The sequence below is a fragment of the Acinetobacter sp. SwsAc6 genome, from assembly GCF_013391565.1.
Taxonomy (GTDB): domain Bacteria; phylum Pseudomonadota; class Gammaproteobacteria; order Pseudomonadales; family Moraxellaceae; genus Acinetobacter; species Acinetobacter cumulans.
Genome location: NZ_JACAXE010000026.1, coordinates 14,235 through 34,900, shown reverse-complemented (window position 1 = coordinate 34,900; position 20,666 = coordinate 14,235). Strand labels below are relative to the sequence as shown.

Genomic DNA, 20,666 nt, shown 5'->3' with positions numbered 1-20,666 from the left:
TTATCAGATATTCGGTAACCCACATAAAACATCAAGCATCAGCGCAGGTTGAAAAAATCACGTACAATAAAAGCGTTTTTTGGATAAGGAATTACGCAATGCCACCATTTGTCTTGGTCGATGGCTCTTACTTTTTATTTCGTGCCTTTCACGCAGTGCCACCGTTAACCACGTCAACAGGTCTGCATACCAATGCAGTCCGTGGTGCGATTTCTGCTATTCAAAAACTCATGCGTCGTATTGGGCCAACTCACATGGCGGTGATTTTCGATACACCTGAGCCAACATTCCGTCATGAATTGTCACCAATTTATAAAGGCGACCGCCCAAGCATGCCTGAGGAGCTGTCTCAACAAATCCCTTACTTACATGCACTCATCAAAGCACTAGGTATTCCCTTACACATGCTACCGGGTGCCGAAGCAGATGACATTATTGGCACCTTGGCAAAACGTGCTGAAGCTTTAGGCCATCAAGTCCTAATCTCCACTGGCGATAAAGATATGGCACAGTTGGTCACAGACAAAGTGACTTTAGAAGACAGCTTCAAAGAACGTCCTTTAGATGTCGATGGCGTATTTGAAAAGTTTGGGGTATGGCCAAATCAAATTATTGATTACCTGACCCTCATGGGCGATGCCTCTGACGGCATTATGGGTGTACCAGGTGTGGGGGCAAAAACTGCAGCCAAGCTCTTAACCGAATATGGTTCAATTGGTGGCATTTTAGAAAATGTCGATAAAATTAAAGGCAAAGTCGGTCAAAACATCAAAGACAGTGTTGAAGGCATTGCACTTGATCACCAATTGGCAAGCATTGTGATTGATCTAGATTTAAGTTTTAGTTATGACGATCTAAAACTACAAGATCCAAATGTTGAAGCGCTGCGTACTTTATATACGGAACTCGAATTCCGTAACCAGTTACAATCTTTAGACCATCCCAATAATCCAAATAGCGTTACCTATAAACAAAACTCTAAGGCGATTATTCAAGATACGCACACTGCAGCAAAAGTCGTGGCAGAAGATCAAGCCACCCTCACCAGTACAGATGATGTTTTAGGCGAAGCCCAATACCATACCGTGCTGAGCCAAGCCGATTGGGACAATTTATTTAAACGTGTGAGCACAGAAAAGCGTTTTGCTTTTGACACCGAAACCACAAGTTTAGATTACCGTGTGGCGCAAATTGTCGGCTTCTCTGTTGCTTTTGATGCACAAGATGCCTATTACGTGCCACTCGCACATGACTATGAAGGTGCACCAGCACAATTAGACCGCAATGCTGTACTTGCGCAAATCAAACCTATTTTAGAAGATGCATCAGTCCAAAAAATTGGTCATCACCTCAAATACGATGCACATATTTTAGAAAATCACGGCATTGTGCTACAGGGCTGGTACTTCGACACCATGTTGGCGTCTTATGTACTCAACTCAGTGGCTACACGCCACGGTATGGATGATGTTGCACGTTTGTATTTAAGCCACTTAACAACGACTTATGAACAAGTCGCAGGTAAAGGCGCAAAACAAAAAACCTTCAATCAAATTGAGATCGAAACGGCTGCGCATTATGCTGCTGAAGATGCGCATGTGACTTATCGTTTATACGAAGTTTTAGATGCCAAACTACAACAGCATCCAGAACTGGTGAATATTCTGCACAATGTCGAAATGCCCGTGGCACGTGTACTGACCATGATGGAAGAAAACGGCATTGAGCTCAACATGGCGTTTTTGGATCAACTGGGTGTTGAATTTGCAAACACCATGCAGAATCTAGAAAATCAGATCACAGAACTGGCGGGCCAATCTTTCAATGTCAGCTCACCAAAACAAGTCGGTGAAATCCTGTTTGATAAATTAGGGCTTAAAGGCGGTAAAAAGACCTCTACAGGTCAGTACAGCACCAGCGAAAGTGTATTGGAAAAAATCGAACATCCAATTACTGACCTAATTTTGGAATACCGTGGCCTGTCTAAGTTAAAAAGTACTTATACAGACGGCTTACTCAAACAAGTGAATGATGATACACATCGTGTGCATACCAGCTACCATCAGGCGCTGACTGCTACAGGTCGCTTATCTTCAACCGATCCTAACCTGCAAAATATTCCAGTGCGTGAAAACATTGGTCGCCAAATCCGTAAAGCGTTTATTGCGCCGAAAGGTCGTATCTTACTGGCAGCCGATTACTCGCAAATTGAATTACGCTTAATGGCGCACTTCTCACAAGACCATGCCTTGGTGGATGCTTTTAATCATGGCCAAGACGTTCACCGTCGTACAGCGGCTGAAGTTTTGGGTATTCCTTTAGACGAAGTGACCAGCAATCAACGTCGCCAAGCCAAAGCGGTGAACTTTGGTCTGCTCTACGGCATGTCTGAATTTGGCCTAACTCGCCAGCTTGGCTTTAGTCGTGAAGAATCGCGCAACTATATTGGTAAATACTTCCAGCGTTATCCTGGCGTATTAGACTATATGGAACGCACACGCCAAGTTGCCCGCGAGCAAGGCTTTGTCGAAACTATTTTAGGCCGTCGCTTGTATACGCCAGACATCAATGCCAGCAATAAAATGGTAAAACAAGGTGCTGAACGTGCAGCGATTAATGCCCCTCTTCAAGGCTCAGCAGCTGACATTATTAAAATGGCGATGATTGAAGTAGAAAAAATGCTCCCTAAAGATCAGGCCAAAATGCTTCTACAAGTGCACGATGAATTGGTATTTGAAGTTGATGAAGCGATTGCGGATGAGCTTGCACTAAAACTGGCAGAAGTTATGCAATCTGTATTACAACTCTCTGTACCTTTAGTGGTTGAAGTTGGCAAAGGCAATAACTGGGACGAAGCGCATTAATACACACTTCATTTTCCCTCTCCTCTCAGGAGAGGAGAATCTCAGAATACATTCTGAGTTCGCAAGGAAAAATGCTCGTAAGCTAAAGCCCTCACAAAACATAAAGACCTAAAAAAAGGACTCCTCGGAGTCCTTTTTTATTGCACAGATACCAACAAGCTTAAAGACCTGTTAATAGCGCAATCGCAACTTCTTTCATAATGGTTTCTACAACCAAAAGCGCTAAAATCGCTAAAATTGGAGACAAGTCAATCATGCCCATATTCGGCATAATTTTACGAAATGGCGCAAGTAAAGGCTCTGCCAACTCTTGAATCACTTCGATATAAGGTGAACGTGACTGCGTAAACATCACCACCCAACTCAAAATAATCGTCGCAAAAATCAAATAACGACAGAAACGGATCAAGTCCTGAATCATGGTAACAAAGGTCATAATCAGCAAATGCACAGGACTATTCAGTGAAGCCCCAGACAAATGCATCAGACCAAACATTTTTAAAATATACAAAATGATCAGCAAAACCAAAGCCGCCGTGTTCACACGACCTTTTGCCACTGTTGGAAAAATTCGACTGAACACATCAACAATCTTGGTCGCTTTTGCAGTCGACAATACAACAGGGTTGTAAGGGCTTACCGCCGCCAACTGCATTAAAAACCGGAAGAATACGAGCAAAATTGCGACGTTAATGATAATGCCAAAAATTAGCGCAGAACTTGCACCCATACTTGAACGTTCCTAAATTAAATTACTTAATGCTGTCGCTGAGTTCTTGCGCCAGCTGTTGGCTACGCTTTTGCGCGGCAGCCAAGGCTGCTTGAATATTTTGTGAGATATGCGCGTGATCAAATACTTCAATCGCCGCTTGCGTCGTGCCATTTGGCGACGTCACATTTTTACGCAATTCTGCTGGGCTATTTGCACTGGTAATGGCCATTTGCGCCGCACCCAATGCTGTTTGTAAAGTTAAGGCTGTCGCTACTTTTTCATCTAGCCCTAAATTTTTACCTGCACGAATCATGCTTTCCATCATATAGAAGAAATATGCTGGACCAGAACCCGACACCGCAGTAACGGCATCAATCTGCGCTTCAGTGCTCACCCAAATGGTTAAACCTGTAGAAGCTAGCACTTGGCTTGCCAATTCACGATCTTCTGCCGATACGTTGGCTTCTGCATATAAACCATGTGCACCTGTTTGAACCAATGCTGGTGTATTTGGCATGACACGTACAATACGCGTCGTATCTAATAATGCACCAATGGTTGCCAAGTCAGCACCTGCCACAATTGAAATCACCAGTTTACCGTCCAACAAGCCTTTTAAAGGTTGTAAAACACTGGCCAAGACTTGTGGTTTTACTGCAAATAATACAATGTCAGCATCGCGAATGGCTGCAATATTGTCCGTGGTTACATGCAATTCTTTGCTTGCCAAATGTTCACGGACTTTATCTACAGGATCTGAAACAGTAATACGTGTCGGCGGTAAGCCACGTGCAATCAAGCCTCCAATTAGGGCCTGTGCCATATTGCCACCACCAATAAAAGTGATATTACTGTTTAATACTGCGCTCATGATTCCAATCCGCTTGTGATATTTTCAACTGTAGAAATTACGTTTGGTCGCCACCCACCTATTACACAATAAGATGAAACAGCCAACCAAAAACCTTTGGGCGTAAAGACGCCTAGCATAACATTATCTATGCTTAATATTTGTATAGTATGACGTTGCCAAGGAAATATTTGTGCCTGTTGAATGGCCTTTTTTAATGGCCACGACCCAACACGGCCCTGCAAATGGATTTTTTCGCCGCCTTGCCGCGGTGTGAGCATCAAAGGCTTATTCAATAGCGCTGGCGACAAACCCATGGCCTGCACATGCCTATTTTCCTGTACTTGAAACTTTCCCGAGAGCACAGTAAACACTTGATGCAAATCTAAGCTTAGGGTGCTTGGCACAGTCTGCTCTTGTGCAGATGCAAGATACTCGGCCTTAGCTAAACGATACATCCAACCAGCAAAACGCACATAATAAAAACCATTCCAATGCAACGCTGCCTGTGCATCCGCTTTGGCCAGTATGACTTCATTAACTAATCGTTGCACCATTTCAAATGCTGGGCGGTACTGTGCCAGACCTTTCATCCACGCAGATAAAAGCTGACGCTGTCTAGCTTGAGGTAAAGCCAAAAGTGTTTCTAAGCACAATGCTTGGGCGGAACCACAGGCTTTTAAATCAGTTTCCAACACTGATGCCAAAATTTCTTCCGCATCTTGCATTAAATAACTCGTACGACTTAAAGCTTGTTGCATTTTAGGATAACGCGACTCAAGCAAGGGCCACAATATTTCACGGCACCATGCACGATCATAATGCGTGTCTAAATTGGTAGGATCTTCAATGTTTTTTACATTTAATTGATGGGCCCATTGGCAAATTTGCTCACGAGATACATCCAAGAGTGGACGCCAAATGGTCATTTCTTCGCGCACATCAACGGCCTGCATGGCTGCTAAACCATGAATGCCTGCACCTGACAATAGTCTGAGCATCAGCGTTTCAGCTTGATCTTGTTGGTGATGTGCCAGCACCAATACTTCATTGGGCGCTAAATGTTGCAGATAGGCATCATATCGAGCTTGGCGGGCTTGGTTTTCTAAATTACCCGTTGCAACCTCAACAGCTTGCACAATGCATGGAATGTTGCGTTGTTGGCATTGCTCAGCTACAAATTCCCCCCAGCTTGCGCTTTGCGACTGAAGCTGGTGGTCTATATAAATGGCACGTGTGTGATTTGGGCACAGCTCAGACATTAAATGCAGCAATAGCATGGAATCCATGCCACCACTGCATCCAATTAAAAACCGAGTCTGTGCTGAAAAAGCTTGGCTTTGACTTAAGAAGCCAGTCCTAAATTGCTGCTGCCAAATTTCATTAAACGTTGGTAACGTGCTTCGCATCGTTCAGTTGCATCCATTGGCTGAAGTTCAGCCAAAGCCTCTTTCAAGACTACTTTTAAATTTTGCATGACTTGTTCAGGATGCACATGTGCACCTTCACCTTCGTCAACCACATATTCCACAATACCCATTTTTTGGAGCTTGTCTGCAGTCAGTGCAAGTGCTTCACTTGCTTGTTCCGCCTTGTCTGCAGTTTTCCATAAAATTGAGGCACAACCTTCAGGTGAAATTACTGAATAAATACTGTGTGAAAGCATCGCCACACGGTCAGCAACACCAATACCGAGTGCGCCACCTGAACCACCCTCACCCAATACTGTTGCAATCACAGGAACTTTCAGGCTCGACATTTGCGCAAGACTCGTTGCAATTGCCTCAGCTTGACCACGTTCTTCTGCACCCACACCTGGGTAAGCACCCATCGTGTCAATAAAGGTAAATACAGGTAAACCAAAACGCTCTGCCATTGACATCAAACGCTGTGCTTTACGGTAACCTTCAGGGTTACTCATGCCAAAGTTATGTTGCAATTTTTCACGTGTGCTACGACCGCGATGTTGACCTACCACCATTACAGGTTGGCCATCTAAACGAGCCAAGCCACCGAGCATAGCGCCATCATCACCAAATAAACGGTCACCATGTAGCGCATCAAACTCAGTGAAAATTTCACTTACATAGTCCAAAAATTGCGGACGCTCTGGATGACGTGCAATTTTAACCGTTGTCCAAGCTTTAGATTGAGCAGCTTTATTTTTCATAGGTCGACCATTATCCCTAAATTAACCTGATCTGTTAATCGATAAATTGTTCCGACTGAATATTCAATTCAATATCCCAATGCTTGAATTGCACTTGTTCATCATGCAAATCTGCTACAAGCAGTGGCCATTGTTTGGCATCACCAGAAACGCTAAGTTGCCATTGTTGCGCATTGAGGGCGACTAATTCAATGGCAGGAAGCATCTCATCGCTACGACTGTGATTAAGTAAAACGGCGAGTCGAAGTAACAAACACAAGTTTAGGAGTTTTGTGCCGCCCACTTTCATCACATCTACACGTGCATCGCTACGTAGCTTACGACGATGATGTGCCACCAAATGTGACAAATGATTTTGATCAATTTGCGAGAAACCTGGAATGTCTGAATGTTGCAATAAATATGCACCATGACGATGGTAACCACTATGACTAATCGCTAAACCGATTTCGTGCAAATAGCCTGCACGACGCAGTAAATCACTGTCATCATTGGTTAATTCAAGCTTTTCTGCCACACCTTCGAACAACTGTTGTGCCGTCGCAACAACGCGTTCTGCCTGTTTTACATCAGCATTATAACGGCCCATTAAAGCATGAACCGAACGATCGCGAATGTCTTCATGCTGGAAACGCCCTAAGAGGTCGTACATCACCCCTTCGCGTAATGCGCCATCCGAATAGACTAATTTTTCGAGTTTTAACACATCAAATACTGCAAATAAAATGGCAATACCTGCTGGCAAAACTGCTCGACGGTCTTCTTTTAAACCATCAAACTCCATATCCGTTACATGAGAATATTTGAGTAATTTATCTTTTAGTTTTTCTAAGCCTTCACGCGTCAGCTCTTCTTGCTCATTACTCCAGCCCATATTTACTGTAATTTGACGGCAAGCTTTAATCGTACCGCTTGAACCGACTACAGTATCCCAGCCAGCAGCTTTATAAGTAGTCGCAAGACCTGAAATTTCTTTGCGTGCTGCGGTAACCGCTTTATCAAAGGCTTTTTGGCTAATTTCGCCATCACTAAAATAGGCTTTGGTAAATGCTACACAACCCATTTGTACCGATTCTGTATGAATTGGCTCAAACTCTTCACCAATAATAAGCTCTGTAGAGCCACCACCAATATCAATCACCAAACGGCGACCACTATTAGCCATGGTGTGTGAAACACCCAAATAAATCAGACGTGCTTCTTCACGACCTGCAATAATTTCTATCGGCTTAGGTAAAATTTCAGCCGCTTTTTGAATAAATTCTTGTCCATTTTTTGCTTGGCGAAGTGCATTGGTGGCCACAATACGTAAACGTTTTGGCTGTACAGACCCCAAACGACCTACAAAACGGGCCAAACATGCCAGACCACGTTGCTGAGCTGCTTCAGTTAAATTTTTATTTTCATCCAAACCTGCTGCCAGCTGTACTTTTTCTGACATTGATGCGACTTTTTTTACTTCGCCATGATCAACACGTGCAATCGCAAGATGGAAGCTATTCGACCCCATATCGATCGCAGCGAGAAGTTCTTCATCAATCAAAAAATCAGACATGATTTCAAATAAACCTATACAGAATTGTGCTTAGAGTAATTCACAACCATGCAATTTAAAAGCCATTTATGTGCATGAAGTAAAAGTGCCATATTTTAGAGCTTAATGTGACAATTGCATGACACGATTGCAACTATCGTCAGCATCAATTAGACAAAATTCAATTTATCTACGAAAATTAAGCAATCCCCCTACATTGTTAAAGGCGGCTATGTAATACTAATAATTATAGAGTCACCTTTAAAAAATTATTCTGGAGCAAAATCCATGTCAGCGAATATCGTAAACACAACTGATGCAAACTTTGAAGCAGACGTATTACAATCTGACGTACCTGTACTTGTAGATTTCTGGGCTGGCTGGTGTGCGCCATGTAAAGCAATTGCACCAGTATTAGAAGTTCTTTCTACTGAATTCGAAGGCAAAGTTAAAATCGTTAAAGTTGACGTGACATCTTGCGAAGCAACTGCAGTGAACTACAACATCCGTAACATTCCTGCTTTGCTTATGTTTAAAAATGGTGAAGTTGTTGCGACTCAAGTTGGCGCTGCACCAAAATCTAAATTAACTGCATTCATTGAAGAAAACATCTAATCTTCAATTAAGTTAAAAAAATTAAAAAATACGCGACCTTGTGTGGCGTATTTTTTTTGCTGATAAATTGACAAAAAATCGAATCTCTCTTATATTGCATGCTCAAGAAATAAAGGATCTTAAATCCTCTCAGTTTCTTATGAGACTCAACACATAAGATGCCGCTCGGCTAAGAATTTGTTATTCACATTTCTCTTCTAACAATGAATCAGACCTCTGAATTGTGATTGTACATATTCAATTGCTTTCGTTTTATTGTATCCCTGCGGCCTAATGTTGCTCCCTTTCTAACCTGTATCTCAGAATTTTAGATTCTATCTGACCACCTATGAATTTAACCGAACTCAAGAAAAAACCGATTGGCGAACTCATCAAGATTGCCGAGTTTATGGGCCTTGAAGGAATGGCGCGTAACCGTAAGCAAGACATTATTTTTGCCATCTTAAAGCGCCATGCAATGAATGGCGAAGAGATCTTTGGTGATGGCGTTTTGGAAATTCTGTCAGATGGCTTCGGCTTTTTACGCTCAGCGGCTGGCTCATATTTAGCGGGTCCTGATGACATTTATGTCAGCCCTTCACAAATTCGTCGTTTTAACCTGCGTACTGGCGATACCATTACCGGCACAATCCGACCACCGAAAGAAGGCGAACGCTATTTTGCCCTTCTTAAAGTAAACCAAATTAACTACGACACGCCTGAAAACTCTCGTAACAAGATTTTATTTGAAAACTTAACGCCATTATTCCCAACTGAGCAATTGGTTATGGAATTGGGTAACGGTACAACTGAAGATTTAACTGCACGTGTGGTTGACCTTGTTGCTCCAATTGGTAAAGGTCAGCGTTCGATTATTGTTGCACCGCCTAAAGCGGGTAAAACGATGTTATTACAAAACATCGCGCAATCCATTGTTCGTAACAACCCTGAATGCTTCTTGATTGTCCTTCTGATTGACGAACGTCCTGAAGAAGTAACAGAAATGGAACGTACAGTTCGCGGTGAAGTGGTTGCATCAACATTTGATGAATCACCTGCGCGTCACGTACAAGTTGCTGAAATGGTCATTGAGAAAGCCAAACGTTTGGTTGAGCATAAGAAAGACGTTGTGATCTTACTTGACTCGATTACACGTTTAGCACGTGCTTACAACACCGTGATTCCTTCTTCTGGTAAGGTGCTCACAGGTGGTGTAGACGCACATGCGCTTGAACGTCCAAAACGCTTCTTTGGTGCTGCCCGTAATATTGAAGAAGGTGGTTCACTCACCATTATCTCAACTGCATTGATTGAAACAGGCAGTAAGATGGATGAAGTGATCTACGAAGAATTCAAAGGTACAGGTAACCAAGAAATTACCCTTGATCGTCGTATTGCAGAAAAACGTGTGTTCCCTGCAATGAACATCAAGAAATCTGGTACACGCCGTGAAGAGCGTTTAATGTCTGAAGACAACCTACGTAAAGTATGGATTCTACGTAAGCTACTGCATACGCAAGACGAACTTGCTGCGATGGAATTCCTACTTGATCGTATGAAAGAAACCAAAACGAATGATGATTTCTTCGACCAAATGAAGCGTAAAGCGACAAACTAATCGATGTAAATTTTAAAAGGCCATCTATAACGATGGCCTTTTTATTTGGTTGACTTTGTTTACATAAATACACAATCCACTCAGCCATTTGTAAAGTTTTTTTCAAGTGAATGATTATAAAAATAATTTTATTAAAAACCCTATTGTTTTTAGGGGGTTATTTAGCATTTATCCAATATATTTCTTTTCTTTGATTGTTATTTTCTGTTAAAAAAAGCCACTTTTTAACCAATTTTTTAAGTTTTTTGCCTGTGAAGCAGTAGCATTTCAAAATACTCAGTGATAGCATATTCGCATACCAGTTACACTGCTCTGCATTGTTCATACCTAATAAAAATTAGGCATAATAAAAGCAAATAACAGTGCTAACTAAGGTTTTTTTTAATCTCATATTTAGAGAGTGATGCCATGTTATTCAAAAAAATCGCTGTTGCTGCTGCAGTTGCTACTACTTTAGCTTTCGTTGGTTGTGCTAAAAAAACTGAAGAAGCTCCTGCTGCTGCTGCTTCTGAAGCTGTAGTTGCTGCTTCTGAAGCTTCTGCTGCTGCTGACGCTGCTGCTGTTGAAGCTTCTGCTGCTGCTTCTGAAGCTACTGCTGCTGCTTCTGAAGCTGTTGCTGCTACTTCTGAAGCTGCTGCTTCTGAAGCTAAATAATCTAAACGATTATAAAGCACAAAAAGAGAGCCTAATGGCTCTCTTTTTTATTACAACAACAAATCTCAAAACACAATAAACAGAAAGATCAGTACACAATTAGCTTTCACCAGAACAACTGCCCTAGCATCTCTTCCGATATAAATCGATTAAGATTCTCTATTTTGTTGTTAATGGAAAATAAAAAAAGCAGATCAATCGATCTGCTCATTTCCAACGCGTTGACGGAATTTTTGTCCCGCACGGAAGGTCACTACACGGCGTGCAGAAATCGGAATTTCTTCACCCGTTTTCGGGTTACGGCCTGGGCGCTGACGCTTATCACGTAGCTCAAAGTTACCGAAACCTGAAAGTTTGACTTGCTCGCCTGAGATTAGCGCTTGGCTAATCTCATCGAAGAATAACTCGACCATTTGTTTCGCTTCACGACGGTTTAAACTCGTGAGCTCACTTAAATGATCAGCCATTTCTGCTTTTGTTAGTGCTGTCATGAAGCCCTCAATGTCGCCTGGTAAGTGTTTTCTAACACTTGGAGAATATTATCCATACCGGATTTGATCTCAGCATCTTCAAGAGTACGTGATGGGTGCTGCCAAAGTAATGCAAATGCCAATGAGCGCTTGCCTTCTTCAACACCTTGACCAGTGTACACATCGAACAACCAAGTAGAGTCTAAAAGCTCACCACCCGTTTTTCCGATAAGTTGCTGAATTTCGCTAACATTAATCTTATCACTAATTAAAAGCGCAATATCACGTCTTACCGACGGAAAACGTGATAATTCTGTAAAATTAGATACATAAGTTTGCAAAACAGCCTGTTGATCGAGTTCTGCAACCCAAGTCGTACTTAAATCCAATTCATCTTCTAAAGATGGGTGTAAGCGACCTAAGTAACCAATTGACTTTCCATTAACCAAAATTTCTGCAGATTGACCAGGATGTAACCATGCACGCTCAGAACGTACATATTCCACCTCTAAACGACCTGCTGCTAAAACTTCTTCAACATCGCCTTTAAAGTCAAAGAAATCCATTGGCGCTGCTTTACCATGCCAAGATTCAACATTACGTGGGCCTGTCGCAATCATCGCAAATGTTGGGATTTGTTTTAGATCATGAATAGATGCTGCATCTTGATAGTCAAAGCGCAAACCAAGCTCATAGAAACGTACACGGCTTTGCTGACGATTCACATTGTATTGCACACATGGAATCAGACTTGAAAGCAAGGTAGAGCGCATCACTGCCAAATCACTTGAAATTGGGTTTGCCAATGCCAATGGATTCACTGCTGGATTCAACTGTTTTTCAAGCTTCAAATCTGCAAAGCTAAAGCTGATTGCTTCTTGGTAACCTAAAGCCACAACCGTTTGGCGTAATTGAGCAAGCTCAAATTGGTCTTGGTATTTTGCCAATTTCACATCAATAACAGGCAGACTGATTTGAATATTGTCATAGCCATGAATACGCGCGACTTCTTCAATCAGGTCTTGATAAATGGCCATATCATAACGATGTGATGGTGGCACAACAGTCCATTCACCTGCAGCATGTACAGTGACATCACAGCCTAAACGCGTTAACGCATCTGCAATAAATTCGCCATCTACGCTATAACCAAGAAGTTGATCAACCTGCGCTTGTTTTAATTCAATCGCTTCACGTGTAGGCAATACATTGGCTTGCTCTGCTACAGTGATTGGACCAAAGTCACCACCAGCAAGTTCAGCAATGAGCTGAGATGCGCGGTGCATGGCAATCATTGGTAATTCAAAATCTACACCACGTTCATAGCGCTGAGATGCATCTGTATGCAAACCAAAATTACGTGCACGACCTGCAATCGCAAGTGGTGCAAAGAATGCTGATTCTAAGAAAATTTCTTTGGTTTCGTCTGTTACTGATGAAGACAAACCACCCATGATGCCCGCAATTGCCAATGCTTTTTCATCATCTGCAATGACCATCACTTTTTCGTTCAGCTCAACTTCTTGCTCATTTAAAAGCGTTAACTTTTCAGCAGCAGTTGCTTGACGAACGTGTACAGCACCTTGAACTTTACCGCCATCAAATGCATGTAGCGGTTGGCCCAACTCCATCAATACATAGTTGGTAATGTCGACCAAAATGCTATGCTGACGAATACCTGAACGAGCAAGCGCACGCTCCATCCATTCAGGTGTTGGTGCTTTGGTATTAACATTTTTAATGACACGACCTAAATAACGAGGACAACCTTCAGTTGTAACTACAACTTTTTTCTCATCCGCAATGGTTGCAGCCACTTCTTTAATTTCAGGTGCAGTCACAGCCAATTGGTTAATCACACCAATTTCTCGTGCAATACCACGGATACTGAAACAGTCACCACGGTTTGGTGTAATGCTAATATCAATCACGTGATCATCTAGGTCTAGATATTCACGAATATCCATGCCCACAGGCGCATCTGCAGGAAGCTCTAACAGACCATCGATTTTGTCTTCTAAATCAATTTCTGATGCACCGCACAGCATCCCTTGTGATTCAACACCACGAAGTTTGCCTTTTTTGATTTTAAAATCACCTGGAAGTACAGCACCAATGGTTGCAACGGGTGCTTTCATGCCTTCACGTACGTTGGGCGCGCCACATACAATTTGTAAAGGCTCAGCTGTACCAATGTTTACTGTGGTTACACGTAAACGGTCTGCATCTGGATGTTGTACAACTGTCAAAACTTCACCCACTACAACACCTGTAAAAGGCTTTGCTGCTGGATCCATATCGTCGACTTCTAAACCAAGCATCGTCAGCTGGTCAGATAAAGTATTGCTATCAATGGCTGGATTAACCCATGTACGCAACCAATTTTCGCTAATTTTCATAAATTCATTTCCTTAATCTCCCCTAGCCCCTCTTTTAAATAGAGGGGAAGCACATCTGCCCTTTAAGGCAGGAAAGTCCCCCTTTTACAAAGGGGGATTTAGGGGGATTTCAATAATTTTCAAATAACTGTTTAAATTCGTTTAAGCAAATTGGCGTAAGAAACGCACGTCATTTTGGTAGAACATACGTAAGTCATTGATGCCATAACGCAACATTGCAAAACGTTCTACACCTAGACCAAATGCAAAGCCTTTGTATTTGTCTGGATCAATACCTGCTGAACGTAATACGTTTGGATGCACCATACCGCAACCCAATACTTCTAACCATTTGCCACGCTCATCCATAATGTCCACTTCAGCACTAGGCTCAGTGAATGGGAAATAAGATGGACGGAAACGTACTTTTAAATCTTTTTCAAAGAATTCATTTAAAAGATTAACCAACAAGCCTTTTAATTCTGCAAAGCTGGTGTTTTCAGCAACGTATAAACCTTCAATTTGGTGGAACATTGGTGAATGCGTTTGGTCAGAGTCACAGCGGTATACACGACCCGGACATACAATGCGAATCGGTGGCTGTTGTGTTTCCATGGTACGAATTTGCACACCAGAGGTATGCGTACGAAGCAAGTGATTCACATCAAAATAGAATGTGTCATGCATTGCACGTGCTGGGTGATGACCAGGAATATTGAGGGCTTCAAAGTTGTGATAGTCATCTTCCACTTCTGGGCCTGTTGCAACAGTAAAACCAGCTTTGGTAAAGAACTGACAAATACGCTCTTGCACCTGTGTTACCGGGTGAATACTACCAATCGCTTGGCCGCGACCAGGTAAAGTAATATCAATTGTTTCGCTTGCCAGTTTTTGTTCTAGCGCCGCTTTTTGTAATTGAGTTTGGCGTTCAGTTAAAGCCGCGTTAATCGCTTCACGCACAGCGTGAATAGCTGCACCGTGAACCTTACGCTCTTCAGGGTCCATTTTACCCAGTGCTTTAGATTGTTCCGCGAGCTGGCTTTTTTTACCCGTAAACTGCACTCGAACTTGATCAAGTGTAGCAAGGTCATCTGCTGCTGCAATCGCAGCGAGCGCTTCAGTGGTCAGGGCTTCCAGTGACATAGTAACTCTCAAAGCAACAATTTAGAAAAATATAAAAACCCCATATTCTAACAGTTTTTGAACGCGATGATGAAGCGCATTCATAAGTAAAAATTGCAATAGCATCAAGAATTAAAAAAAGTATAAGATAGGCGCATTATCAATGAGATCTTTCATTATGGCGCTCGATCAAATTTGGAAACAGCAACTAACACTGGTTACTTATGGAAATGAGTTTTTAGCACAAAATCTAAGTTTTCAACGCTGGGTACAGCATGCTATTTTCGATCAGCACCATTTTGTGTTTCGTGACTTAATGTCACAACATTTGTTGGCACAGCATTTTCAAATTTGGTTAGAAGGCTTAAAAAAACAAGGTGTTCAGCGTATTAGTCTGCACCGCTCTGCACTATTGAATGACGAACAAAATCCTAATGCCAATGTTGAGCTTCTACCTATTGCGCACTTTATTGTGAGCCATGATGCCCATAAAAAGCAGGCTTGGATCTTTGGTAAAGAGTTAGCAGAATGGTACACCGCAGACAATGATTATGAAGCACCTACATCTCAACGATCTACATTACGTCTTGAGACATTTTGGCGCTTTGACTTAAATAACGCTTTAGCCAAACGAATAGATAGCGACTTACAACAACCCAATTGGGATGATATTCAGCTTTATACTGACAATGAATTATTTGATAGCAAATTTGCCAAAGGTTTTGTTGAACCAACTGAGCTAGATAGCCCTTATTATGGGCTGAATCACGAGCAACTGCAGAATAATGTAAGCGCGCTGTCTTTATTGCCGACAGATTATCAAGCGGATTATGCACATCAGACCTTACTTCGCTTAGATGCACTGGATACTTTTATTCAAGACAAAATTCAGCATCCATACAACGCTGAAGGTGAAGCACTACCAGCAGAAGAACAGCTGAATATGCGTCATTTTTCGCAAAAGTTAGATGATCTTCGCAGTAAGTTTATTGTCAAAGTTGCCAACCACTATAAAACTGCACGTTTGACTGCAAAAGCGGTGCCTTCACCTTTTGACAGCAGCGATGCGCCAAAGGCCGGCAAAACCTATGCAAAACCGGCTGCCGATGACAGCAAAAACAATAAAAACGGGGTTTTTGCGCTGATTATGGTGACAATTGTTATCTGTCTCTGCGCCTATTATTTTGGTCTTTAAACTGAGCCCAGCCATACTCAGCCCGGTATCCCCGCCAGCTTGCTAAAAGCATCCGTCAGGATGCTTTTTCAGCCGGTTAAGCGGTAATCAAATAATTAAACGGCCTGATTTCAATCTGCACTTTATGCTCTCCAGCATGCTGATTAATATAATGATTGACTGATACAACCTCACCTTCCAGCTGCGCATCCGGCCCATACATAATTTTGACAGATTCGCCTTTACGCGGAATCATCTGCAATTCAAGCGTGATCGTACCCTGCCCCATTCCTCTGATTTCAGCTAGCATATTCTTATCCTTGTGTTTTTTGCTCTCTACATTAGGCATGGCGCAAAGCGCGTTATAAAGATTAGTTCTGTAACTGGGCTGCACTTTTTATTGATTAAACATCTAAACTTAAATATCTAAACTCAAACATCAAAAACATAAGCGTTCAGTTGTTCTAAAAACGCATCGACTGCAGTTGGTGATTCTAATCGAATCCATTGAATATGCTGATATTCCGGCGCTTTCATCATCTGCTGATATTTTTCCCGATTCTTTTTATGGGTCTTAATCATCCACCAAACGATAGAATCACGGCCAAACATCCGCCATAAGCTTTCCTGATTATTTGAATCCAGCCAAAGATCTTGTTTGGACTTGGCCCGAGAAATTGCGCGCTTTACAGAGCGGTATAAATTGACTGGAAACGGCAGATCCAGCCAAATTACTGTATTTATTTCCGACCATTTCACCGGAATCGCCCGGGTATAGTTTCCATCGATGACATAACCATTTTTCGCTTTGGCAATTTCAGCTTCGATACGCGCAAAAAAGATTTCGTCAGGGCACTCCTGCCAGTCATCCAGCCAAAACAGGTTATCCAGTTCAATATAATGCAGCGCTAATTTTTCCGCCAAAGCTCTGGAAAAGTTGATTTTCCCGTGGCTGAAGTACCGACTACGTTTATTCTTTTCATTGTCATGATGATCCGCTTGAGTCCGGTGAACCTCTATCAAGATAACAGCATTCCATCCGGCAGGTTAACTTTTATTCTGCGCTGCCGTCAGATGCACTTTCATCGGCATCAATAGAATCCGGTTCAATTGCAGCCTCAAACCCCACTGTGCGCAGACGGTATTGATCCCATCATTTTGCCCTTAGCATTCATTTATGCCTGCTTCCCTCCTGATCTGCACGCCGTATAAAAAACAGAACATCAAGCCGCGCCCAGCTGAATGATTTGGGCCTGCCCGCGGTTATGATGAGCGCGCGCCATAAGACTGCCTTCCCGCACTGAGCGCAAAGCGGCAAGTATATGCGCGGGTTTTCATCTGAGCATTTAAATACATTAAGCAGCTGCACGGCAGCATGACCAAAACCAAACATTGAAATCACGGCATAACGCGCAAACTTCCGTCCGGGACGCGGCGCCAGCCCAGCCCAGCCCAGCCTATTCATTTTCAAATAAAATGCAGCGCTGAGCATCGCTCAAATATTCAAAATTTAAATATAATAACCAAATACTTAAATATAAAATTTCAACATAATTATTATGAGGCTTTATGAAAACAGAATTTGCCATTTACGCTAAAAAACCGCTGATTTCATGGCCAACAAGTTTAATGCTTATTTTACTGGGCATTGTGATGATCATTGTTATACCTTTTTTCAAATGGTTTAGAGATCAGGCTCAACCGCTTAACCTCAGCATAGTGATTGAATACCTGCAATACACCCTGAAAAATTTCCCGATTTACGAGCTACAAGCTGATCATACTCAGCTGATACTGATCTACATCGTATCTGTAATTGTCATTGATTACTTAAAAACGCAGATTAAACTAGTCATTACGCCTGATAAAATTTATTACCGCTTGTGGAAAATGCCTCTCAGCACATTCATTCAGCGGCAGGAGGTAGAATACTGTCAATTTGCCATTCTTGGTATAACCCGCCCAAAATGGATCTCATGGATGCAGCGTCCCATTTTTCAGACTGCCAACAAAGCGAATCCACAGCTTTTATTCTTCCCCCTTAAAAATGTTCAATCTCAATTGCACCTTGCATGCTTAAGTGAACATGAAAAAGGGCAGCTGATTCAAATACTCAAACAATATTATAATTTTCAGGATGATATTGCGGCGCTGACGCTTTCGCAAGAAGATCTGCAAAATTTAATTCTTCAAACCAAGATCAGCCCGCGGATCGCCTACCTGCTTATCGGCAACGTTCCTATTGGTATTTTGGGCTTATATTTAAACGCGCAAGCCCAGTTCTTTTATATTTCCAATTATCCGGTTTTGCTGTGTTTGGCCATTATTTTTCTGCTGATTTTCATTCCAAGCGTATTATGGATACAAAAAGATATTCCCAAAATAGCGTTTACAGGAAGCATGCTGTCCAGTACATTTTTAACGCTGAGCCTGAGCTTTTTTCTGATGCCGGTATTGCATAGTTATTATGCTTTGCATTTTGGCACTCATAAAATGACCGGTGCGCAATTGCTCTCAATGGATGCAGGCGGCCAAAAATGGCGCTTATTAGACAATCAGCAAACTTTTTATATTTTACCCAAAACACCCTTTTACAACCCGAACCTTAAAACCCATGAAATTTATGAATTTCCCATTTATTATCATTGGCATAACTATCATTTCCAGCATAGCGAGCTTGCCCTGGTTCAGCTCAAAACCAAAACAAAGCCCGGGTAATATCCGCCCGCCCGGCATAAGAATTTTAAGCAAAAAAGACCGCTAAAAGCGGTCTTTTTTGCATTCTAGTATTCACTTTGTACGGCATTAAAATACTTTCTGCCAGCTGAGCCAGATTTGGTGATCATCACGCTGTGAGATCTGCACCGGTTTATCCCCCAGCGCAAATCCGGCATCTGCCTGTAAAGTGCCCAGCAGATCATTGCTCCATGCGATGCCTGCCCCAGCAGAACGCAGCGAAATAGTATTTTTTTCAGTGAGGCTGTCCCATACAGAAGCATTCAGCTTCAGTTTAGCTGCATCAAAAAAAAGTTTGCCGTTAAGCTTATTGCTGGCGCTTGACCACAAATCCTGACGCAGTTCAATCGATGCAGTCAGTCCTTCTGATCCTGAAATTGCGCTGTTTTTATAGCCTCGCATAAAACTTGGACCGCCGACATAAAATGCTTCTGAACTGTCTAAATTATCCGGGCTATAGAAACCTGCAGCCGAAAGATAGAGCTGACTGCTGCTGCCTAATTTTTGCAGGCGTGATGCGTTCATTTGAGCTGATAAAAAATTGCCGTCAGTTTTCCGCGTTAATGCATCAATTGCTTTTGTATCTGCAGATTGAAGATCAAGTTTGCCAAAATTCAGCGCTGTATAGAGCGTATTGATGCCGGCTCCGAAAAGGCTGTCGGTACTGCTGTGATTTAAATTCAGCTGCAGCGCATCGACACGGCGGTGATTTTCATACTGCGCTGAGCGGATATCATCTTCAATCTGCTTACGGCTCAGTGCCAGCCCAAAGGCGGTTTGACTGCGCATGCTTTGCTGGAGCCAAAGCGAAGCCTCTTCCGCTGAACCCTCATAGCCTAAATTTTTAAGCTCCTCACGCAATTCATATTTCAAATATGAATAGCTGGCGCCCAACTGTGTGCCATAGCCATTAATAAATGCGCTGTATCCTGCTTTGCCGTAATTCACACCTTTGCCGCTGCTGAGCACATCCAGCGACAGCTGGTCACCCAATCCTGCAATGCTGTTGATACGCACACCTGCTGAAGCTCGAGCTTCCCCTGTATATTTACTTCCAGCATTATCTGCGCCTGCATAAGCCTGAATTTTTTGCGCCGGCGTCAGCAGGAGACTTAATTCTGTTTCACCTAGAGCGTTGCCCGGTGTTAAGGCCGCTTCACTTTTTACACCATGCAGCTGATTAAATCTGACTGAAAGCATATCTAAACTGCTGTCGCGCAAAATCTGCCGCGACTGTAAAGGCGTTTCAATTTGCCTAATTAGCCAAGGCAGCGTATTGGTCTGATTGCTGACCTTTACGCCATTCACGGCCGTTTCTATAATCTGAATCTGCACCTCGCCATTGTTAAGATTTTGCACAGGCAAAAATGCATAACTGAAGCTGTAGCCATGAGATGCATAATAGTCACTTATTCGGTCAGCCGCCTGCTGAAGACCTGCTAAGTTTTGCGTTTTGCCTTCAAGATCCGCAATTTCTTTTTTCAGTATGGATTCAGTAAACTGCGTATTCCCGCTTATATTAAATTGCTTTACAAATATAGTCTGACTGCCTTGAATTGTGCCATTTGGCTGGACCGGAACAGGTAAAGGCTTTGATTCAGGCTCCTTCATCTGCGGCTGCATCTGCTGCTGCAGCAGCTGTCCAGCATTTGGAATCGTTTCTGCAAAACACATGGTTACTGCTGCCTGCAGCATCAAGAATAGTGCAGATTTTTTTAAACTTCTGCTCATCAGATCTTTATTCACTTTTACATTCCCCCATATACGGCGTTTTTTCAACGATGCCGCAT

The 20,666-nt window shown here is 42.5% G+C and carries 16 protein-coding genes and 1 pseudogene; 6 read left to right on the top strand and 11 right to left on the bottom strand.

What is annotated here, in order from left to right; translation table 11 throughout:
• The first annotated feature begins 98 nt into the window (after positions 1 to 98).
• Complete coding sequence (gene polA, locus HYG93_RS14850) at positions 99 to 2,864, top strand: DNA polymerase I (protein ID WP_178962586.1); 2,766 nt, start codon at positions 99 to 101, stop codon at positions 2,862 to 2,864.
• 160 nt (positions 2,865 to 3,024) lie between these two features.
• Here the strand turns inward: polA and HYG93_RS14845 are convergent, their stop codons facing one another.
• From HYG93_RS14845 to ppx, 5 genes are read right to left on the bottom strand one after another with little or no spacing between them, the layout of a single operon-like run.
• Positions 3,025 to 3,594, bottom strand: a complete 570-nt coding sequence (locus HYG93_RS14845) for a YggT family protein (protein ID WP_106986216.1) — start codon at positions 3,592 to 3,594, stop codon at positions 3,025 to 3,027.
• Between the two features lie 22 nt (positions 3,595 to 3,616).
• Positions 3,617 to 4,447 carry a pyrroline-5-carboxylate reductase gene (gene proC, locus HYG93_RS14840; protein ID WP_106986217.1) on the bottom strand — a complete coding sequence of 277 codons (831 nt, stop codon included), beginning with the start codon at positions 4,445 to 4,447 and terminating at the stop codon, positions 3,617 to 3,619.
• On the bottom strand, positions 4,444 to 5,835 hold the full coding sequence (gene tilS, locus HYG93_RS14835; RefSeq protein WP_120364273.1) for a tRNA lysidine(34) synthetase TilS: 1,392 nt from the start codon (positions 5,833 to 5,835) through the stop codon (positions 4,444 to 4,446). The genes proC and tilS overlap by 4 nt, the downstream gene beginning before the upstream one ends.
• A complete protein-coding gene (locus tag HYG93_RS14830) occupies positions 5,772 to 6,596 on the bottom strand; it encodes an acetyl-CoA carboxylase carboxyltransferase subunit alpha (RefSeq protein WP_106986219.1) in 825 nt (274 codons plus the stop codon). Before HYG93_RS14830 ends, tilS begins: the two co-directional genes overlap by 64 nt.
• Before the next feature lie 34 nt (positions 6,597 to 6,630).
• Positions 6,631 to 8,151: an exopolyphosphatase gene (gene ppx, locus HYG93_RS14825; RefSeq protein ID WP_106986220.1), complete on the bottom strand. Its 1,521-nt coding sequence runs from the start codon at positions 8,149 to 8,151 to the stop codon at positions 6,631 to 6,633.
• 267 nt (positions 8,152 to 8,418) lie between these two features.
• On the opposite strand from ppx, the gene trxA reads away from it, so the two are divergent.
• The 3 genes from trxA to HYG93_RS14810 all read left to right on the top strand — a co-directional run bounded on the left by trxA (position 8,419) and on the right by HYG93_RS14810 (position 10,996).
• Positions 8,419 to 8,745, top strand: a complete 327-nt coding sequence (trxA, locus tag HYG93_RS14820; RefSeq protein WP_106986221.1) for a thioredoxin — start codon at positions 8,419 to 8,421, stop codon at positions 8,743 to 8,745.
• Between the two features lie 328 nt (positions 8,746 to 9,073).
• Positions 9,074 to 10,342 carry a transcription termination factor Rho gene (gene rho, locus HYG93_RS14815; RefSeq protein WP_106986222.1) on the top strand — a complete coding sequence of 423 codons (1,269 nt, stop codon included), beginning with the start codon at positions 9,074 to 9,076 and terminating at the stop codon, positions 10,340 to 10,342.
• A 408-nt stretch (positions 10,343 to 10,750) separates the two neighbouring features.
• Positions 10,751 to 10,996 (top strand): hypothetical protein, encoded by a 246-nt coding sequence (locus tag HYG93_RS14810; protein WP_106986223.1) that lies wholly within the window; start codon positions 10,751 to 10,753, stop codon positions 10,994 to 10,996.
• A gap of 194 nt (positions 10,997 to 11,190) precedes the next feature.
• Here the strand turns inward: HYG93_RS14810 and HYG93_RS14805 are convergent, their stop codons facing one another.
• The 3 genes from HYG93_RS14805 to pheS all read right to left on the bottom strand — a co-directional run bounded on the left by HYG93_RS14805 (position 11,191) and on the right by pheS (position 14,987).
• Positions 11,191 to 11,487 (bottom strand): integration host factor subunit alpha, encoded by a 297-nt coding sequence (locus HYG93_RS14805; RefSeq protein ID WP_004649746.1) that lies wholly within the window; start codon positions 11,485 to 11,487, stop codon positions 11,191 to 11,193.
• Positions 11,484 to 13,865: a phenylalanine--tRNA ligase subunit beta gene (gene pheT, locus HYG93_RS14800; RefSeq protein WP_178962585.1), complete on the bottom strand. Its 2,382-nt coding sequence runs from the start codon at positions 13,863 to 13,865 to the stop codon at positions 11,484 to 11,486. The genes HYG93_RS14805 and pheT overlap by 4 nt, the downstream gene beginning before the upstream one ends.
• Before the next feature lie 141 nt (positions 13,866 to 14,006).
• A complete protein-coding gene (pheS, locus tag HYG93_RS14795; RefSeq protein WP_106986225.1) occupies positions 14,007 to 14,987 on the bottom strand; it encodes a phenylalanine--tRNA ligase subunit alpha in 981 nt (326 codons plus the stop codon).
• A 157-nt stretch (positions 14,988 to 15,144) separates the two neighbouring features.
• Between pheS and HYG93_RS14790 the strand changes: the two genes are divergently transcribed.
• On the top strand, positions 15,145 to 16,161 hold the full coding sequence (locus tag HYG93_RS14790) for a hypothetical protein (protein ID WP_178962589.1): 1,017 nt from the start codon (positions 15,145 to 15,147) through the stop codon (positions 16,159 to 16,161).
• Between the two features lie 76 nt (positions 16,162 to 16,237).
• On the opposite strand, the gene HYG93_RS14785 is transcribed toward HYG93_RS14790, so the two are convergent.
• Positions 16,238 to 16,450: a KOW motif-containing protein gene (locus HYG93_RS14785; RefSeq protein ID WP_106986240.1), complete on the bottom strand. Its 213-nt coding sequence runs from the start codon at positions 16,448 to 16,450 to the stop codon at positions 16,238 to 16,240.
• A gap of 122 nt (positions 16,451 to 16,572) precedes the next feature.
• Positions 16,573 to 17,123 (bottom strand): annotated as a pseudogene (locus HYG93_RS14780) (adenylate kinase).
• A gap of 586 nt (positions 17,124 to 17,709) precedes the next feature.
• Here HYG93_RS14780 and HYG93_RS14775 point away from each other — a divergent pair.
• Positions 17,710 to 18,858 carry a hypothetical protein gene (locus HYG93_RS14775; protein ID WP_106986229.1) on the top strand — a complete coding sequence of 383 codons (1,149 nt, stop codon included), beginning with the start codon at positions 17,710 to 17,712 and terminating at the stop codon, positions 18,856 to 18,858.
• 87 nt (positions 18,859 to 18,945) lie between these two features.
• Here the strand turns inward: HYG93_RS14775 and HYG93_RS14770 are convergent, their stop codons facing one another.
• The gene (locus HYG93_RS14770; protein ID WP_228198886.1) at positions 18,946 to 20,622 is read right to left on the bottom strand and encodes a ShlB/FhaC/HecB family hemolysin secretion/activation protein; all 1,677 of its coding nucleotides are present in this window, start codon (positions 20,620 to 20,622) and stop codon (positions 18,946 to 18,948) included.
• Between the last annotated feature and the right edge of the window lie 44 nt (positions 20,623 to 20,666).

What these genes read in the sequence shown, in the direction of transcription:
- proC (WP_106986217.1), bottom strand. Translation starts at nt 4,447, where the DNA reads ATGAGCGCAGTATTAAACAGTAATATCACTTTTATTGGTGGTGGCAAT.
- trxA (WP_106986221.1), top strand. Translation starts at nt 8,419, where the DNA reads ATGTCAGCGAATATCGTAAACACAACTGATGCAAACTTTGAAGCAGAC.
- polA (WP_178962586.1), top strand. Translation starts at nt 99, where the DNA reads ATGCCACCATTTGTCTTGGTCGATGGCTCTTACTTTTTATTTCGTGCC.
- HYG93_RS14830 (WP_106986219.1), bottom strand. Translation starts at nt 6,596, where the DNA reads ATGAAAAATAAAGCTGCTCAATCTAAAGCTTGGACAACGGTTAAAATT.
- HYG93_RS14775 (WP_106986229.1), top strand. Translation starts at nt 17,710, where the DNA reads ATGAAAACAGAATTTGCCATTTACGCTAAAAAACCGCTGATTTCATGG.
- rho (WP_106986222.1), top strand. Translation starts at nt 9,074, where the DNA reads ATGAATTTAACCGAACTCAAGAAAAAACCGATTGGCGAACTCATCAAG.
- HYG93_RS14845 (WP_106986216.1), bottom strand. Translation starts at nt 3,594, where the DNA reads ATGGGTGCAAGTTCTGCGCTAATTTTTGGCATTATCATTAACGTCGCA.
- ppx (WP_106986220.1), bottom strand. Translation starts at nt 8,151, where the DNA reads ATGTCTGATTTTTTGATTGATGAAGAACTTCTCGCTGCGATCGATATG.
- HYG93_RS14810 (WP_106986223.1), top strand. Translation starts at nt 10,751, where the DNA reads ATGTTATTCAAAAAAATCGCTGTTGCTGCTGCAGTTGCTACTACTTTA.
- tilS (WP_120364273.1), bottom strand. Translation starts at nt 5,835, where the DNA reads ATGCGAAGCACGTTACCAACGTTTAATGAAATTTGGCAGCAGCAATTT.
- pheS (WP_106986225.1), bottom strand. Translation starts at nt 14,987, where the DNA reads ATGTCACTGGAAGCCCTGACCACTGAAGCGCTCGCTGCGATTGCAGCA.
- pheT (WP_178962585.1), bottom strand. Translation starts at nt 13,865, where the DNA reads ATGAAAATTAGCGAAAATTGGTTGCGTACATGGGTTAATCCAGCCATT.
- HYG93_RS14805 (WP_004649746.1), bottom strand. Translation starts at nt 11,487, where the DNA reads ATGACAGCACTAACAAAAGCAGAAATGGCTGATCATTTAAGTGAGCTC.
- HYG93_RS14785 (WP_106986240.1), bottom strand. Translation starts at nt 16,450, where the DNA reads ATGCTAGCTGAAATCAGAGGAATGGGGCAGGGTACGATCACGCTTGAA.
- HYG93_RS14790 (WP_178962589.1), top strand. Translation starts at nt 15,145, where the DNA reads ATGGCGCTCGATCAAATTTGGAAACAGCAACTAACACTGGTTACTTAT.